Here is an 18,154-nt window from a genome sequence, read left to right as displayed (position 1 = left end):
GCACTGCCCCGCGACCCGATTGATCCCACGGAGTGAGTCATGAGTATCGAACAGCTTGAGAGCATCGCCCAGGCCATGGTCGCCCCGGGTAAGGGCATCATCGCGATTGATGAGTCTAACAACACCATCAAGAAACGCTTCGAGGCGGTCGGCCTGCCGAACAGCGAAGAGAATCGCCGCGCGTATCGCGAGATGCTGCTGACTACGCCGAATCTGAGTGATCATATTTCCGGCGCGATCCTGTACGACGAAACCATTCGTCAGTCGACACGCGCTGGCGTGCCGTTCACCAAACTCATGCTCGATAACGGCATTTTGCCGGGCATCAAGGTCGATAAAGGCCCGATGTCGCTTGCAGGTTTTCCGGGCGAACTCGTCACCGAAGGTCTGGATGGTTTGCGCGAGCGTCTTGCTGAATACGCCAAGCTCGGCGCCAAGTTCGCCAAGTGGCGCGCCGTGATCACGATCGGTGATGACGCGCCAAGCGCGACCTGCATCGACGCCAACTGCCACGCGCTCGCGCGTTACGCCTCGTTGTGCCAGGAAGCCGGCATCGTGCCGATGGTCGAACCGGAAGTATTGATGGATGGCGATCACGATATCGAGATTTGCTACGACGTCACCGAAGCCACCTTGCGCAGCCTGTTCGGCGCGATGTACGAGCACAACATCATGCTCGAAGGCAGCATCCTGAAAGCCAGCATGGTGATCTCTGGCAAGGGCTGCGAAGAGCAGGCCGATATCGATGAAGTCGCCGAAGCCACCGTGCGTTGCCTCAAGGCCAGCGTGCCGGCGACGGTGCCGGGCATCGTGTTTTTGTCGGGCGGGCAGTCGGACGAGCAGGCCACCGCGCATCTGAATGCGATGAACCAGATGGGCCCGCATCCATGGCCGCTGAGTTTCAGCTATGGCCGCGCGATGCAGCAGGCAGCGATGAAACTCTGGGCCAAGGACATGCGTGCGAATTTCGACGACGCGCAGAAAACCGTGGCGCAACGAGCGCGCGAAAATGGCTTGGCCGCGTTGGGTCAGTGGCATAAAGCCGGCTGATCGATTGCGCTTGATCCGATCGCAAAACGCCGGCTTCGCGCTGGCGTTTTGCGTTATGCAGATTTGAAATTTGCAATCACGGAGTCGGTGCAACAGGCACGGCTTCGCTCGCGTCCTTGATCTTCGCCAGCATCTTGCGCTCGGCGCGGATGCCGAAAATTTCCGCAGCGGTTTTCAGTACACCGAACAGCACAAGTATCCAGCCGCTGCCACGCAATATCGCACCAAGCATGATGACCAGATGCATCGGCAGAATGCGCAGATAGGGTGTGGCCATCAGCGCGCCGATATTGCTCTCGCCGCGTGCATCCTCGATCAGATGTTGGCGATACGCGTGATATTGGCCGATGCCGAACGTTGCCGCGGCGAGCAAAATCCACAACCCCTGGCCATGCGGGAAGGGCGCGATCGCGAACAGGAAAAACAGATACACCAAGTGGAAGCCACCGTAATGCAGCGCGAAAAATCCGGCAGTGAATTTGGCCGTGGCGGAAGTCGCGGAAACACTGGAGCCGTTGACGAGCATGCCCGCGCTGGAAAAATTCTTCAGCAGCCACATGCGGCGAAAATTGAAAATGCCGATCACCACGCTCTGAATCCAGTACGGCCACAACAAGGTGCCGAGCGGCCAATGCTGGATGAAGGCGATGCCGATCACGAAGGCGTTGGCGACAATGATCGCGATCAGGCTCGCCGTATCCTGCGCGCTGGCCGCGGCGCGTGGCACGACGGTGGGGTTCGAATCCGGCGATGTCGGCATCATGAAATTTCCAGGGCGCGGCGATATTGCGCGGCGACAATAGCAGTAAAGCAGCAGAATACGATGCGCTTGGGCAGCGCGTATGCATCCAGCCACAGCCGCACCTCGCGTACGGCAATGCTCACCGCAGCCTCGATCGGATACGCGTATACACCGCAACTGATAGCCGGAAATGCAAGGCTACGGATCGCGTTTTCGCTAGCCAGTCGCAAGCTGTTGCGATAGCAGTTGGCGAGCAATATCGGTTCGTCGTGATGGCCGTTGCGCCAGACCGGGCCGACCGTGTGAATGACAAAATTGGCCGGCAATCGATAACCGCGTGTAATGCGCGCTTCGCCCGTGGGACAGGCGCCCAGGGTGCGGCATTCGGCCAATAATTCCGGCCCGGCGGCACGATGAATGGCGCCATCCACGCCACTACCGCCGAGCAGGGATTCATTCGCCGCGTTGACGATGGCGTCGACATTCAGCGATGTGATATCGGCTTCGACAACATCTATCTTGCTACCCGATTGCATTGCGTCTGTCCGGTGAGGTTTGCCGCGATTGTACTGCGGAAAATTCTTGCGATCGTATCGGCAGAATAATCGGGAAAAACGCTCCATCGCGCTGCGGTCAGGGATGGTCTTGATCACAAAATCAGCACAGCGTGCGCCAGGGATTTTCCTGCAACAGTCATTCCACACTGGCGTGGGTCATGAATTGTTCGCGGTACAACTTTTCATACAGGCCTTGGCGGGACAAAAGTTCGGCATGCGTGCCTCGGTCGACAATGCGTCCGTTGTCCATCACCAGAATTAGATCGGCACGAATGATGGTGCTGAGGCGGTGCGCGATGACCAAGCTGCTGCGGCCTTGCAAAAGTATTTTCAAGGCATCGCTGATCTGGGCTTCCGAACGTGAATCGAGCGAGGACGTGGCCTCGTCCAGAATGATCAGTTTCGGATCTCGCAGCGCGATGCGCGCGAGTGCCAGCCGCTGCCTTTCGCCGCCCGAAAGTTTGTAGCCTTTTTCGCCGATGAAGGTCATCAACCCTTCGGGCAGCGCGGCAATCACCTCATGCACTTGCGCGAGCTGGCAGGCGCTTTCGATTTCCTCGTCGGTGGCGTCCGGCTTGGCGTACAGCAGACTGTCCTTGACCGTGGCGTTGAAGAAGATCGCTTCTTGCGTGACGCTGGCGGTCCATCGCGCCAATGTCTTGAGGTCGATGGCGCGCAAATCCACGCCATCAAAAGTGATGCTGCCCGCGGTCGGATCATAGAGACGCGTGGCGAGGTAGGTCACACTGGTTTTGCCGGCGCCGCTGGGCCCCACCAATGCGACCATTTTTCCGGCCGGAACCTCGAAGGAAATATCGTCGAGCGCAAATCTGGCCGCCGCGCTGTCGTAGGCCAGTGATACCGATTTGAAGCACAGCGCGCCGCATGCATCGGCGATGGCAACCGGCACCAGCGGCTCGTCGACTTCGACCGGAAGATCCAGATAGCCGAATATGCGGCGAAATAAAGCCGTCGCGCTGATCAGATCCACTTGCGCATTCACCAGCGCTGATGCTGGTGCATAAAGGCGCCCGAGAAACGTGACGAACGCCACCACCGTGCCGGTGGTGATCGCGCCGGATATCGCCTCCCAGCCGCCAACCAGATAGATCAATGCCGGCCCGATGCTGGCGAACGACATGAGGAACATCAGGAACCAGCGTCCCAGCGAACTTTGCTCGATAGCCAGATCGCGCATTGCGCCGGCCTTGCGTCGAAACGTCGCGCGTTCGACATCCTGCGCGCCGAACAGGCGCATCAGCAAAAATCCGCCGATGGAAAGACGCTCCTGGACGTAGGAGCTGAAATCCGCAATGCCCTCTTGCGCGCGCCCGGCGATTTGTCCGCGCGCGCGCCCGACCTTGCGCGTGGGCAGAATGAAGATCGGCAATATCGCCAGCGCGACCAGCGCAAGGCGCCAGTCCAGATGGAAAATCACGACCGCCGTTGCCACGACGGTGAGCACGTTGCTCGCAAGATTGACGACGGTGCCGCTCACGACAGACTGGATACCGCCGACATCGCTTTGCAGGCGTGAGAGGGCTTCGGCGGAGCGCGTATTCGTGTAGAACCGCAGTGATTGCCGCAGCAGTCGGTCGTACATCTGATTGCGAATGTCGAACATCACATCCTGTCCCAACCGGGTCGCGATATAGCTTTGCCAGACCCCGAGCAGACTGGCGGCAAGGGGAGCCAGGATCATGCCCGCGACAAGAAGGCAGAGCCGCGGAAAGTCGTGTCCGGGGATGGCGGTGTCGATGACTTCGCGCGTCAGCAAGCCGGGGATCACGACCAGTACCGCTGCCGCCACGATACAGAAAAGCAGCTGCAAGGTCGGGCGCCACTCCGGCACGAGATAACGCGCTATTCGCCGCCAATCTTCCAGCCGCATTTTTACGTCGTCGGGTTTTTTCTGGTATTCAAAATGGAATGTGCTCATTCAATCGGCCTTTCGATGCGTTGCATGAATCGACGGCAAGGATTCGTGGCAGAAAATCCTGATGCAGATTTCTCGCGGTCTAATTTGCAGCGGGATGGTCACGCGATCACCGGTAAATTTGCGGTTGCCTCGATCATGCTTGGTCGCGTGCAGAACGACGTGTTTTTGCGTGGTGAAACTCTAGCAGGCGCGTCGTGCAAAATTGCATGGTCGCGGGACGGACGTTAATCGGCGATTGCATGCGACTGTCGTATAATGCGTTTGCAGTTTCAGCAAAGATTGCAGACAAAATACGATTGCAAGTCGAAAACATGCTTCCCGAAAACAAGCTTCGACCTTGTTTCTCGCCTCGCATATGATAGGCAGCATGAATACAGCCCACTCCAGTTCCAGCGGCGACATCGAAATCGATTGCGGTGTGTGCCGCCTGCGGCCATGGCGTTTCGACGATCTCGAAAATCTCGCGTTGTACGCGAATGACGCGGGCGTATCGCAGGGACTGCGCGACCGATTTCCGTTTCCGTATACCGAAGCCGACGCGCACGATTATCTGGCGATGGTCACGACCGTACCGCCGGGCGAACGTTTTGCGATCGAGATCGATGGCCGCGCGTGTGGCGCGATCGGTGTTCATCTCGGCGAAGAAGTTTTCCGCCACAATGCCGAGATCGGTTATTGGCTCGCACGTACACATTGGGGCAACGGCATCATGACCAAGGTTGTTAAAAGCTTTGCCGATTACGCGATGCCGCGTTTTCGTCTGCACCGATTGCAGGCGCAAGCGTATTCAAACAATCCGGCGTCGATGCGCGTGCTCGAAAAAGCCGGCTTCGAGCGCGAAGGCGTATTGCGTTGTTCGATAGTCAAGCGTGGCGAATTGCTCGATTCGGTGATGTACGCGCGCGTGCGCCGCGAGCTCACACCATGAGCGACAAACGTCCACCGAAAGAATCGCCGTGGGCCACGGCCAAGCCGCTTTCTACCGAACGCAAACTCGACAAGCGCGAACGCGCTGCGGTGCGACCGAGCTATGCGCCGCCGCCGTCGCGACCCGCCGCGCACAGCGCTGCACCAACGTCCGAATATGGCGAACCGTACAAAACTAATTCGCGTCACGAAGAGGTTCGTTTTTTCGGACGCAACGCGTGCCACGCCGTGTTCGCGCATCGTCCCGGCGATATCCGCAAGGTGTATCTGACCGAGGCGCGCATACCCGAATTCAAATCGGCGCTGGCGTTCTGCGTGCAGAACAAACTCGGTTATCGCGTCGTCGAAACCGCCGATCTGGACAAGCTCACGCAAACCCAGCATCACGAAGGCATTTGTTTCGACCTGCGCCGCACGACACCGATGGCGCTCGATGACTTGCTGGCTGCGTTGCCGGCCGCGCCGTCGCCCGCGCTGCTCATGCAACTCGATGGCGTTGGCAATCCGCACAATTTCGGCGCGATGTTGCGCAGCGCCGCGCACTTCGGCATCAACGGCGTGGTCTTGCCCCCGGACTCATCACTCGGACTTTCCGGCGCCGCCGCGCGTGTCGCCGAAGGCGGCGCCGAAGCCGTGACCATCGCTCAGCCGCGTGCCGGCGAAGATGCGTTGGCGCGTTTGCGCAGCGCCGGTTTCACGATCGCCGCCACCGTGCCGCGCGGCGGGGTTTCGTTGTACGCGACCAAGTTGCCGGCGCGTCTCGCCTTGATCTTCGGCGCCGAGGGCGAAGGCATGCGCGAGCCGTTGATTGCTGCGGCCGACCTGCGCTTGAACATCCCGGGTTCAGGCAGCGTGGAAAGCCTGAATATCTCGGCTAGTGCGGCGGTATTGTTCGGCGAATATTTCCGCCAGCATCGTTGCTGATTGTGGTTTTCGCGAGCGTACTTTTCGCGTGACCGTCGTTGCCGAAACTCGCGCTGCGGTAGTGGAAAATACCTCGTGCTGGAGCTTGCCGAGCGTGCCGCTGCGGCGCAGTCTGAAGTTCGCGCTATTCGCTTTTCTGCTGTCACGCGCGTTGATTCTGACGGTGTGGATCGGTGCGCAATTTTTCATGCCCGACACCAATACGCTGGCGCAGACGCCGGGCATGACGTTCGAGCCGCAGTTGCAGCTTTCGCCAGGACTCGTGCAACACACGCTCAGCAAACTCGCGATACTCAATGATGCCGGCTGGTACGCGACCATTGCCGAGCGTGGTTACGATCCGGGGCCGTTCAATGTCGAGCAGCAACGCAACTGGCCGTTCTTTCCGCTGCATCCGTTGTTGTGGCGCGCGGCGGCGAATGTCAGTGGGCATTTCATCGGCGCCGGACTGCTGCTGGTGAACCTGTGTTTTTTCCTCGCGCTGCTGGTGCTGCATCGGATTGCGCTGGCATTCGCTGACGGTGCAGCGAGCGCCAGTCTTGCCAGCGCCGATCGTGCGGTGCTGATCATGGCGCTGTTTCCGACCAGTTATTTTTTCTCGTTGCCGTGGACCGAATCGTTGTTCGTGCTGATTACCGCGAGTAGTTTCTTGGCTGCGGTGCGCGAGCGCTGGTGGCTGGCGTGTCTGCTTGGGCTCGCCGCGACCGCGACGCGCGTGACCGGATTATTTGTGTTGCCGATGCTCGTGCTGTGGTTCTGGCAGCAGCGTGCGCGAGTGCCGTGGCATGCGTGGTGCGCGCTGGTGCTGGTGCCGCTCGGGCTGCTGGCTTTCATGTGGCATCTCGATCAGGTGACCGGCGATGCGCTGGCGTTCAGTCATATCCAGCCGGCGTTCGCGCGCTCGCCGTTGCCGCTCGGCGATCTGCTCGCAGGCATGTTCGAAAGCCCGGCGGCGATGATCCGCGGCTGGAATCCGCGTTACCTGAATTTTGCCGCAATCGCGCTCGGTTTCGCGGCAAGCGCATGGTTGCTTTGGCGACGCCAGCTCGGCCTCGCTGCGTTTCTCGCACTGGGATTGCTCGCGCCGCTTGCTACCGGCACAGTGATGTCCGGCACGCGGTATGCGATGGGTCTGTTCCCGATCTATCTCGCGCTAGCGGCGTGGACCGCGCGCCGCGAAATCGAAATCACGTGGATCGCGGCCAGCGCCGGTGCGCTGACGGTAATGGCCGGCTTGTTCGCGATGGGTATCAATTTCGCGGGTGCGTGAAGGCCGCGCAGGATCGCTGCGCAACGTCGTCATGCATCAGCTCACTCTTGTTCTTTCGCGCTCGCAAACGCGCCTGGCTTCGAGCCGAAATCGCCGATCGCCTGTGCCGCCATGTAGGCATACGTTGCGTACACCGCGACGTTCTGCGCGAGCGCTTTCGGATCGATCTTGTCCATCGTGTCGTTGGCGGTGTGGTGCCAGTTGAAATAGTCAGTGCCGTCCTGGCCGAGGTCGAGAATCGCCATGCCTTGCGCACCCATCGCGCCGAAATCGCCGCCGTGGGCATGATCGCCGCCGCGTTGCACGTCGAGTGGCGCGAGCACCTGCATGATCTGGTCGATTGCACCAAGCGCCTCGGGTTTCACTTGCGCGCTGAGGCGCCAGATGCGGCCCGCGCCGAAATCCGATTCGCTGCCGATCAGGTGTTTTGCGACCTCGTTCTTGTGCGCCTCGGCATAGGCGTTGGCGCCGTACATGCCGGCTTCTTCGTTGGCGAACGCGACCACACGAATCGTGCGTTTCGGACGTTGCGGCAATTGTCCGATCAGGTGCGCTGCAGCCATCGTGATCGCCACGCCCGCGCCGTCGTCGATCGCGCCGGTGCCCGGATCCCACGAATCGAGATGACCACCGATCACGATCACTTCTTCGGGATGTTCGCTGCCGGTGATTTCGCCGATCACGTTGGCACCGGTGTATTCGCCTTGCGTGCCGCAATCGAGCGCCAAATTCAGGCGTACCGGTTTGCCCAGCGTGAGCATGTGTTCGAGCAGATCGGCGTCCGAGTTGGAAATCGCCGCGGCCGGAATACGCGCAATTTTTGTATCGTATTGCATCACGCCGGTATGCGGCAGGCGTTCGTTGTCGCTGCCGATCGAGCGAATGACGATTGCTTTCGCGCCGAAACTCGCCGCCACTGAAGCGCCGACCACACGCGCGCCGACCGCCTCGCCGTAGGTGTGTCCGTCCTTGCTCGCGGCCATGTGGAAACCGATATAGGCGATCTTGTCCTTGAGCTGCGCGGCGCTGGCCGCCTTGAGTTCATCGAGCGTCTTGAACGCGACCACATCGGCGCTAACGCCGCCTTTCGGCGTGCCGACCGAACCGCCGAGCGCGAGCACCGCGAGTTTCTGCGGGTACGGCGCGAGAATCTCGGCATGCTCGCTATCGCGCACCCAGCGTGGGAATTTCACCGGCTCGCTCGTCACCTTGTCGAAACCCAACGCCTTGAATCGCGCCGCCACCCAGTCGCGCGCACGCTGGTCGTTCACGCCACCGGCCAAACGTGGGCCGATCTCGGTGCTGAGGCCCGCGACGATCGCGTAGGCGGTGCCGTCGTTCATGGCTTGATCGCGCAGTTTGATTGCGGTGGCGACATCCACGGGCGCGATGTGGGTCGGTGCGGTTTCGGCAAAGGCGAGTGTGCTGGCGACGAGGCTGGCAATCAGGGCAAAACGCAAACGCGGCATACGAAACTCCGGTGTTGGAATGTTGTTCAGGATAGCAATTCGGGCTGTGTCATGGGGCGTGATAAATCGCACAAGAAAGCGATTTTGCACCGCGCCTATACTGTGAATAGTGCAATGCTGAGCCAGACTGAACGGCTTCGGCAATTGCCAGATGTCATGTCTTGACGCGTTTCTGCGTGTTTAAGGCATGGGTAGTGAATTGCGATGCGACTTGCGCTACACGGATGAACTTTGGAGAGCTGAACATGCAAACGTTGCGCCTGAGATATTTGATCGTTTTGCTGAGCCTGGCTGTGGGTCTGACAGATGTCGTTTCAGCGGGGCCCGCCGACTGGAGCGGGCAGGGGCCGTTCGGCGGCAGCGTGCTTGCGTTGAAAACGGATCCATTGCTCGGGTCGCGCATCTACGCTTACGGCAGCAATGGATTTTTTCGCAGCGACGATAGCGGCAGCAGCTGGCAATCCGCCGAAACCGGCTTGACCGAGCCGCATCCGTCCAACGGCTTTTTTATCGCCGACTCGCTCAGCTCGGGGGGCGTTTGGTTGTTCGATGATTACGGACGACTATTCCGCAGCACTGACGCTGGCGCGAACTGGAGCGCTACCGGGTTCACCGCCATTACCCCACCCTACGTCGGTAGCAACTCGCTCGCCCAAGCCGGGGCCGGATCGCTGTGGTACGGCGCCGGTGCTAGCGGGCTGCTTAAAAGCGTCGACGGCGGCGCGACGTTCGCTGCAGTCGGCGGAGTGTTCGCCGGGAAAACCGTATCGTTCGTCGCGACCAATCCAGCCAACCTTGCGCAAGTCGTCGTCGGCCTGAAATCCCTATCGAGTTGCTCCACCAATAACTGCGCGATCTATTACAGCAGCAATGCCGGATTGAGCTGGAATGCCGCAACTTTCGATGCGACGACATTGCCGCTGTCGCCCCCGTTGAGCAACAAAAACTATTTGCAGGCGATCGCCTTCGGCCCGAGCGGGAGCCACCGCATCTACGCTTTGTACGGCGGTAGCCCGTACTCCGCATATCTTGCCAGGAGCGATAACGATGGCGCGCTATGGACGGGTTTCAACCAGAACGGCACCTCTCTAACCGCCTCGCCGATCACGGCGGCGAACGTTTGGCTGGACGGCAATGCATCGACCAACAGCGGGACCAGCTTCACGCCGATCGCCACAACCGGACGCACGACCAACGGCATCGCCGTGCCGACCGTCAGTGCATTGGCGTTGCACGCGAGTTATCCAGCGCGAATGATATTGGGCACCACTTACGGCGGCGTTTACCTGAGCAATAATTCGGGTGCCACGTGGGCATCCAGCAACGATGGACTCACTTCCACCAACATTCGCGCACTGATCGTGCATCCTAACGATCACACACGTTTGTTTGCCGGTTATGGCGATGCGTTCGAGCCTTCGCCCGCGTTTTATCGTTCGACCAGCTCTGGTACCTGGAACGTTTCCAACAGCGGCTTGAATGCATACCAGTTGCGCACGGTGGCGTTCGATCCGACCAGCACATCGATCATCGGCAGCACGATTCTTTACGCCGTCGGTGCGGGTTACGACTGGATTGGCGGCGCCGAGAACAACAGCAATACCGGCATCTACAAAAGCACCGATGGTGGCCTTACCTGGAACACCATCGGCAATGGCTTGCCACCGGATGGACTCGGTGGCCATTTTGCCGGCAACTTGCGCACGATCATCGCGGATCCGCGCTCGTGTACCTCGCCGCCACCAAGTGGCCCGTGCATTACCGGCCCATTGCATACGTGGTATGTCACCGGCAGCGGTACCCGCACCACCGCGGCTGGTGGCGATGGACCGCATCAGTGGCGGGTGATGAAAAGCGTTGATGCCGGTGTGACTTGGTCCAGCAGCGAAAACGGCCTACCTGCGGATATCATCAATCCGGACGGAAGCCGGTCATCGGTGAATGGCGTCACGCCGATCGTGATTGATCCGACCAATAGCAACATTTTATACATTGGTACTTTTGCATCCGGTTACGATGCGCTTGGTAATTCTGTATCGCCGACCGTAGCAACGGGTGTGTTCAAAAGTATCAACGCGGGTGCGACATGGGTGCAGGCGAGCATCGGATTGCCGACCTATCCGGGTTCGCCGCAGGCGGCATACAACACGTTGTCACTGGTGATCGATCCAGCGCATCCGCAAACGCTCTGGGTGAGTACGATCAACGCCAACTTCAATACACCTGGCCAGGTGTTCAAGAGCATTGATGGCGCCGCAACGTGGAGCGTATCGAATGCGGGCGTATCTGGTCCAGACGTGCGTGCGCTGTTGGTCGACCCGACCGACTCCACCGTGCTGTATGCGGCCAGCGGCGGTATCGGGCCGGCCAATCCGGGTGGCGTGTACAAGAGCATCGACGGCGGCTCGACGTGGGGTTCGATCAGTCTCGGTTTGCCGTCGAACGCTGCCACATCGCTGGCGCTCGATCCGATCGATCCAACCGTGCTGTACGCCGGCACCAGCGGTGGTGTCTACAGCATTACTCAACTACCGGATGCCGATGCGGATGGCGTGCCGGATCTGATCGAAAATGCCGGGCCGAACGGCGGCGATGCGAATGCGGATGGTCAGGCGGATGCGCAACAGGCGACGGTCAGCACCACGGCGCCGGGTTTGCTCGGAACCTCCGGCTGGCAGGCGGGAATCCAAGGCATTGCCGATGGCACGCGGGTCAAACATCTGAGCGAGAAGCTGCAGCAGCTGCAGGCCACCGCTAGCGGCGGTACGCAGGGCGGTTATTTCAGTGCGCAAATCATTAGCGGCGATTGCACGCATGCGGTGGATGTTTCGGCGGTTATCGCCGGCCCGCTAGGTTTGGATAACGATGTGCACCACGGCACATATAGCTACTCCCGCGGCCTGCTGCGGTTCGAGTTGCCAACATGCACCAATGCCATCGTCGATATCACTTTTAATAACGCGACGTTCGGCGCGGGCTGGAGCTGGCGTTATTACGGCCCTGCCGTGCCTGGCGATAACAGCACGCTGGGCTGGCACAACGCCACGACATTGGTGCAAAGTCAGAACAGCAATACTTGGCGAATCAGCCTGAAGGCCGGACAGTTCGGCAGTTATCGGCCGGCCGGCGCCGGTTCGATTTTGTTTGAAGGTGGCCCGGCTTACAGCGAGGTAATTTTCAAGGATGGATTTCAATAGATCGTAACGCGGAGTTGAGCAAAGCCGCGTTGCACCTAGCGCCGTGATTGCGCCGTAATTCGCGTATTAGGAAGGATAGGTTGGTGCCGATCGCTGCACTCAGTCGCGAGTTGCCTCCGATAGGCGCAGGATGGAAGCCGCGCAAAAAGCTTCTGTTTGCCAACGCATTTGCGCATTGGAAAATTTTTGGCGGAAGAACGCCATGTGTCACGTAACGTACTGGAGAATCGATGATGTACAAATTACGCGCGAGCTATTGGATTGCATTGTGTTGTGTCGCCCTCGCTATCACGGGCGCGGCTATCGCGGGGCCGGCAGACTGGAGCGGGCAAGGGCCGTTTGGCGGCAGCGTGTATGCCTTGCGCGCCGATCCGCTACTTGGTTCGCGCATTTACGCGTATACCAGCAACGGATTTTTTCGCAGTGACGATGGCGGTACCAGCTGGCAGCTCGAAGAAACCGGTTTGGCTGAATCTCATCCCGCCACCGGCGTGTTTGTGGCGGATGTAAACACGTCGGGTGGTGTCTGGTTGTTCGATGACTACGGTCGTCTGTACCACAGCACCGATGCCGGATCGAACTGGAGTCCCACCGGATTCACTGCGCCTGCGGTACCAAATTTCGCCACCAACGGATTCGCCCAGGGAACCGGCGCGGTCTTGTGGTATTCCGCCGGCAGCAATGGCTTGCTCAAGAGCACCGATGGTGGCGCGACCTTCGCCGCGGTCGGTGGCGTTTTCGCCGGGCAGGCCGCGCAATTTGTTGTGACCAACCCTACCAATCCTTTGCAGGTTGTAGTCGGCTTGAGTAGCGTAGCTACTTGCAGCACCGGAAACTGCGCGATCTATTACAGCAGCAATGGCGGCAGCAGTTGGTTCGCATCGACGTTCGACGGAGTCACTTTGCCATCGGTGCTATCACCAGGTGTGCAAATGCAGCGAAGTTTGAAAGCGGTGTCCTTCGGTCCGAGCGGCAGTCATCGCATATATGCGCTTTATAGCGATCTCGTAAATTACTATCAGGCGTATTTGATCCGTAGTGATAACGACGGCGCAGCGTGGAAGGGCTATGACCAATCCACTCCCGGCGCATCGTTGCCGCAAACTGGCGTGACTCTACCCGGCGTGGCGCTTGCCGCTTCGCCAAGTGCGGTGGATACCGTCTATCTAGATAGCGCCATCTCGACCAACGGCGGCACGAGCTTTACGCCGCTGTCGAGCAGCGGACGCACAACAAATGGCACGATCTTGCCGAGCATCAGTGCGATCGCGTTGCATGCCGGTTATCCATCGCGCGTGCTGGCAGGCACCAGTTTCGCGGGCATTTATCTGAGCAACAATTCCGGCAGCAGCTGGAGCGGCAGCAACGATGGTCTGGCCGCGACCAATATCCGTGCATTGCTGATACACCCTCAGGACCACACGCGTTTGTTTGCCGGTTACGGTGATGCGTTGTCCGATCCATCACCAGCGTTTTATCGCTCGACCACCGCTGGCACCTGGAATATTTCCAACTCCGGTTTGAATGCTTATCAACTACGCACGCTGGCGTTCGATCAAACCACTACCGGCGTGATTGGCAGCACCGTGATCTTTGCGGTCGGCAACGGTTTTGATGGCGCGGCCAGTCCGGTCAATCGCAATACCGGCATCTACAAGAGTGCGGATGGTGGTCTGACCTGGAGCACCATTGGCAATGGCTTGCCCAAGAGCACCACCACTTCGACCGGGCATTACGCGGGTGCGTTGCGCACGATCATTACCGATCCGCGTTCATGTGCCGCACCACCGCCGAGCGGTCCTTGCGTTTCCGGCCCTTTGCTGACGCTATACGCAACCGGCGGCGGCACTACGCGCAACCCGGATGGCACGTTTGGCAGCGTGCATCAGTGGCGCGTAATGAAGAGCATCGATGGCGGCGTGAATTGGGTCACCAGTGAAACCGGCCTGCCTGCGGATCAGGTAAATGGCGATGGCAGCGGCAGTGAAGTCGACGGCGTAACTCCGATTGTCATCGATCCGACCAATAGCCAGATTTTGTACATCGGCACGTTTGCTTCCGGCTACGATGCGCTTTTCAATTCTGCATCGCCGACTGTACCGACGGGCGTGTTCAAAAGCATTGATGGCGGCGGCCATTGGACGCAGGCCAGCAACGGTTTGCCGACGTATCCGGGAGCGGCATCAATACATTCGGTTTACAACACGCTGTCGTTGATCATCGATCCGGCCCATCCGCAAACCTTGTGGGTCAGCACGATCAACGCCAATTTCAACCTGCCCGGCGAAATTTATAAAACCACCGACGGTGCCGCAAACTGGACGGTATCGAACGCTGGTGTATCCGGCCCCGACGTGCGCGCGCTGCTGGTCGACCCGACCGATTCGACGGTGTTGTACGCGGCCAGCGGTGGCCTCGGCCCGGCCAATCCGGGCGGGGTGTACAAGAGCATCGACAGCGGCACGACCTGGAGTTCGATCAGTCTCGGTTTGCCAGCGCAGTCTGCACTTTCGCTGGCGCTCGATCCGGTTGATCCGACCGTGCTGTATGCGGGTACCAGCGGTGGCGTCTACAGCATTACGCAATTGCCCGATGCGGATGCCGATGGCGTGCCGGATCTGATCGAGAACGCCGGGCCGAACGGCGGCGATGGCAATGGCGACAACACGCCTGATGCGCTGCAGCCGACCGTCAGCACCACGGCGCCGGGCTTGCTCGGTACGTTCGGATGGCAGGCTGGTGTCGAGGGCATTGCCGATGGTTCGCGTGCGCAGCAGCTGAGCCAGAAGTTGCAACAATTGCAGCATGGCCAGTCGATCGATGCCAACGGCACGCAAGGTGGCTATTTCACCGTGCAGATCATCAGCGGCGATTGCACGCATGCGGTGGATGTCTCAGCGGTGCTCGCTGGCCCGCTCGGCGTGGATAGCGATGCACATCACGGCACCTACAGTTACACGCGCGGTTTGCTGCGCTTCGAGTTGCCGCTGTGTACCAACGCCGTGGTCGATATCACGTTCAACGGCGCCACCTTCGGCCCCGGCTGGAGCTGGCGCTATTACGGCCCATCCACGCCCGGCGACAACAGCACGCTGGGCTGGCACAACGCCACGAGCCTCGTGCAAAGTCAGACCGGCAACAAGTGGCGCGTGAACCTGGTCGCCGGACAATTCGGCAGCTATCGCCCGGCCGGCGCAAACTCGATCCTGTTCGAAGGTGGGCCGGCGTTCAACGAGGAAATTTTCAAGGACGGATTCCAGTAAGGCCGCTTGATTCATCCCGCCTGCGGCGCTCGCCGCAGGCAAAAACAAACGCCCGGATTTGCCGGGCGTTTGTTTTATCGCAAGCCGATCATCAAGCTGATGGGCGCAACACCACAGAGTTTATTTCTGCGCGTTCTGCTGTTTGAGCAGGTCGCGGATTTCGACCAGCAGTTTTTCCTGCGCCGGCGGCTCGGGCGGGCCGGGCGGGGCTTTTGGCATCGCGCGATTGACCAGCTTGACCACGAGGAAGATGGCGAAAGCGATGATCGCGAACTGGATCATCGTGTTCAAAAAGCTGCCGTACTGGATGGCGACTTCGGCTGCTTTCGGCGAGTCGGTCGCCGGACGCAATACCCATTTCAGATTGGAAAAATCGATACCGCCTATCGCCAGACCGATCGGCGGCATGATGATCTGATCGACCAGCGAAGTGACGATCTTGCCGAAGGCGGCACCGATCACCACGCCCACCGCCAAGTCGAGCACATTGCCACGCGCAACGAACGTTTTGAACTCGCCAATCAGACTCATGCCTTGCTCCTCGGTTTGCGGTTATTCAGTGCCGAACTCGTGCAAGTTCGCGCTGCGACTATAAACGCTGAGCGGCGGTGGCGACAACAAATCGCGCGATTCCAATCTCAAACAATTGTGCCGCGCAATTCGGCGATACCGCCGAGCGCAGCATGAAAATGATCGCCGCGTTTCAGCGCAGCAACGCCAGCTGGCGTACCGGTAAAAATCAGATCGCCGGCCTTCAGCTCGAACAGTTTCGAGAGCTCGTGGATGATTTCCGCAACACTGAAAAGCATGTCGGCGATATGGCCGTGCTGGCGCCGTTCGCTGTTCACCTCAAGTGAGAGTTCGACTTGGGTCGGATGGCCGATCACGCTAACCGGCTGGATCGTCGAAATCGGCGCGGAATAATCGAACGCTTTCGCCACATCCCACGGCCAGCCTTTCGCCTTGGCCGCGGCTTGCAAGTCGCGCCGTGTGAGATCCAGCCCGATGGCGTAGCCGAACACGTGCTGCAACGCCTGATCGACTGAAATATCTTTGCCGCCGGATGCGAGGGCGACGACCATTTCGACTTCGTGATGCAGATCATGGGTGACCGACGGATACGGCACCGTGATATCACCGCCATCCGCACTTTGCGCCACGATCGCATCGGCCGGTTTGCAGAAAAACATCGGCACGTCGCGCTCCACCGGCATGCCCATTTCGCGCGCATGTTCGGCGTAATTTCGACCGATGCAATAAATGCGGTTGACCGGAAACTGCGTATCGTGTCCGGCGATGACGATGCTGCTGCGTGCCGGCGCTGCGAAAATATAATCCACGCGATACTCCTTACAACTATTGACGGTGGCGCAAAGTATAACGGTGCGCTTGCGACGCAACGAAAGTTATGCGGCCGCGACAGCAAAATCATCGCGCTGCGCACACCTGACAAGTATCACATCACACTTGTGACGTCTGCCTATGGCAAGCCGACGCACCGCGCTGCACTCTATGGCACACTTTACGTTCGTTTCGATCTGGGGTTTTGGCAACGTGGAAAAATCTGACTTGCTGCATGAATTGCGCATCGACAAACGACAGCGCGAAGACACGCATCAGCCGCGGCGCTGGCCGTGGATTGTAATGACTCTGGCTGTGCTGCTGATCGCTGCGGGCGGCGCGGCATATTTTTATTTCGGCGCGGGGCAGCGCTTCGAAGTGCAGGTCGCAACCGCACAAATGCCGTCGAACGAATCCGGCAACAACGCCGTGCTGCAAGCCACCGGCTATGTCACCGCGCGTCGCCAAGCCACCGTGTCGGCACAGATTACCGGTACGCTGCTTGATGTGCTGATCGAAGAGGGCGACCACGTTGAGGCGGGCCAGGTGCTTGCCCATCTGGACAGCACCGCGCAACAGGCGCAGCTGGCGCAGGCTCAGGCCGGCGTGCGGGCGGGGCAGGCGTTGCTCGCGCAATACCAAGCGCAGCTCGGACAAAACCAGCGTGATCTCACGCGTGCGCAGGATCTGGTCGGGCGCAAGCTGGTGTCCGCGCAATCGGTCGAAGTGGCGAGCACCCAAGTCGCAACGCTGACCGCACAGATATCCGCGCAGCGGCGTCAGATCGAAGCGAGCCAGGCCGGCGTCACCGGCGCGCAGGTGCAACTCGATTATTGCACCGTGCGTGCGCCGTTCACCGGCGTGGTAATTGCGAAGTCGGCGCAGGTCGGCGAAATCGTCTCACCGTTTTCGGCGGGCGGCGGATTCACGCGCACCGGTGTCGGCACGATCGTCGACATGGATTCGCTCGAAGTCGAAGTCGATGTCAGCGAATCCTACATCGGTCGCGTGCAACCAAAACAACCGGCGCAGGCGATTCTGGATGCGTATCCCGACTGGAAAATTCCCGCGCACGTGATCGCGATCATCCCGACCGCAGACAAGGGCAAGGCCACGGTCAAGGTGCGCATCGCGATCGAGCAAAAGGATCCGCGCCTACTGCCTGACATGGGCGCACGCGTATCGTTTCTCGAAGAAGCAAAACCGGCGAACGCACCGGCGCCGAAAGGTGTGCTGGTACCGACCGCCGCGATCGTGCAGCGCGATGGCAAGAGCATCGTGTTCGCGATCGATGGCGAACAAGTACACGCGCGTGCAGTCACGCCGGGTCAGGCGATGGGCGAACAGCGTCTTGTCGAAGGTCTGAGTAACGGCACCAAGGTGGTGCTAACGCCGCCGGCGGAAATGAAAGACGGCGCGAAGATCTCCATCGCCACCGGCAACAAATAAAGTCATCGTAACCACGGCAATCAGTG

14 protein-coding genes are annotated in these 18,154 nt (G+C 59.8%); 8 read left to right on the top strand and 6 right to left on the bottom strand.

What is annotated here, in order from left to right:
• The first annotated feature begins 39 nt into the window (after positions 1–39).
• On the top strand, positions 40–1,050 hold the full coding sequence (locus tag ELE36_RS17285; RefSeq protein WP_129835501.1) for a class I fructose-bisphosphate aldolase: 1,011 nt from the start codon (positions 40–42) through the stop codon (positions 1,048–1,050).
• A gap of 76 nt (positions 1,051–1,126) precedes the next feature.
• Here ELE36_RS17285 and ELE36_RS17280 read toward each other — a convergent pair whose 3' ends face one another.
• The 3 genes from ELE36_RS17280 to ELE36_RS17270 form a co-directional block, all read right to left on the bottom strand.
• Complete coding sequence (locus tag ELE36_RS17280) at positions 1,127–1,813, bottom strand: DUF6498-containing protein (RefSeq protein ID WP_129835499.1); 687 nt, start codon at positions 1,811–1,813, stop codon at positions 1,127–1,129.
• Positions 1,810–2,328, bottom strand: coding sequence for an O-acetyl-ADP-ribose deacetylase (locus tag ELE36_RS17275; RefSeq protein WP_129835497.1), 519 nt, complete (start codon positions 2,326–2,328; stop codon positions 1,810–1,812). The genes ELE36_RS17280 and ELE36_RS17275 overlap by 4 nt, the downstream gene beginning before the upstream one ends.
• A 157-nt stretch (positions 2,329–2,485) precedes the next feature.
• On the bottom strand, positions 2,486–4,288 hold the full coding sequence (locus ELE36_RS17270; RefSeq protein WP_129835495.1) for an ABC transporter ATP-binding protein: 1,803 nt from the start codon (positions 4,286–4,288) through the stop codon (positions 2,486–2,488).
• 45 nt (positions 4,289–4,333) lie between these two features.
• On the opposite strand from ELE36_RS17270, the gene ELE36_RS20575 reads away from it, so the two are divergent.
• The 4 genes from ELE36_RS20575 (at position 4,334) to ELE36_RS17250 (ending at position 7,409) form a co-directional block, all read left to right on the top strand.
• A complete protein-coding gene (locus ELE36_RS20575) occupies positions 4,334–4,516 on the top strand; it encodes a hypothetical protein (RefSeq protein ID WP_129835493.1) in 183 nt (60 codons plus the stop codon).
• Between the two features lie 139 nt (positions 4,517–4,655).
• Positions 4,656–5,216 carry a GNAT family N-acetyltransferase gene (locus tag ELE36_RS17260; protein ID WP_129835491.1) on the top strand — a complete coding sequence of 187 codons (561 nt, stop codon included), beginning with the start codon at positions 4,656–4,658 and terminating at the stop codon, positions 5,214–5,216.
• Positions 5,213–6,139, top strand: coding sequence for a TrmH family RNA methyltransferase (locus ELE36_RS17255; RefSeq protein ID WP_129835489.1), 927 nt, complete (start codon positions 5,213–5,215; stop codon positions 6,137–6,139). The genes ELE36_RS17260 and ELE36_RS17255 overlap by 4 nt, the downstream gene beginning before the upstream one ends.
• 28 nt (positions 6,140–6,167) lie before the next feature.
• Positions 6,168–7,409, top strand: coding sequence for a hypothetical protein (locus tag ELE36_RS17250; protein ID WP_129835487.1), 1,242 nt, complete (start codon positions 6,168–6,170; stop codon positions 7,407–7,409).
• A 41-nt stretch (positions 7,410–7,450) separates the two neighbouring features.
• Here the strand turns inward: ELE36_RS17250 and ELE36_RS17245 are convergent, their stop codons facing one another.
• Positions 7,451–8,878, bottom strand: a complete 1,428-nt coding sequence (locus ELE36_RS17245) for a M20/M25/M40 family metallo-hydrolase (RefSeq protein WP_129835485.1) — start codon at positions 8,876–8,878, stop codon at positions 7,451–7,453.
• Between the two features lie 245 nt (positions 8,879–9,123).
• Here ELE36_RS17245 and ELE36_RS17240 point away from each other — a divergent pair, with 245 nt between their 5' ends.
• Positions 9,124–12,075, top strand: a complete 2,952-nt coding sequence (locus ELE36_RS17240) for a sialidase family protein (RefSeq protein ID WP_129835483.1) — start codon at positions 9,124–9,126, stop codon at positions 12,073–12,075.
• 233 nt (positions 12,076–12,308) lie between these two features.
• Complete coding sequence (locus ELE36_RS17235; protein ID WP_129835481.1) at positions 12,309–15,338, top strand: beta propeller repeat protein; 3,030 nt, start codon at positions 12,309–12,311, stop codon at positions 15,336–15,338.
• A 120-nt stretch (positions 15,339–15,458) separates the two neighbouring features.
• Here ELE36_RS17235 and mscL read toward each other — a convergent pair whose 3' ends face one another.
• Together mscL and ELE36_RS17225 are read right to left on the bottom strand one after the other, a co-directional pair.
• Entirely contained in the window at positions 15,459–15,869 is a 411-nt protein-coding gene (gene mscL / locus ELE36_RS17230; protein WP_129835479.1) for a large-conductance mechanosensitive channel protein MscL, read from the bottom strand.
• A 107-nt stretch (positions 15,870–15,976) separates the two neighbouring features.
• On the bottom strand, positions 15,977–16,678 hold the full coding sequence (locus tag ELE36_RS17225; RefSeq protein ID WP_129835477.1) for a fumarylacetoacetate hydrolase family protein: 702 nt from the start codon (positions 16,676–16,678) through the stop codon (positions 15,977–15,979).
• 172 nt (positions 16,679–16,850) lie between these two features.
• Here ELE36_RS17225 and ELE36_RS17220 point away from each other — a divergent pair, with 172 nt between their 5' ends.
• Complete coding sequence (locus ELE36_RS17220) at positions 16,851–18,128, top strand: efflux RND transporter periplasmic adaptor subunit (protein WP_129835475.1); 1,278 nt, start codon at positions 16,851–16,853, stop codon at positions 18,126–18,128.
• Positions 18,129–18,154: the final 26 nt, after the last annotated feature.

The sequence above is a fragment of the Pseudolysobacter antarcticus genome (genome assembly GCF_004168365.1).
Lineage (GTDB): Bacteria > Pseudomonadota > Gammaproteobacteria > Xanthomonadales > Rhodanobacteraceae > Pseudolysobacter > Pseudolysobacter antarcticus.
This window is presented reverse-complemented; position numbering and strand designations above follow the sequence as displayed.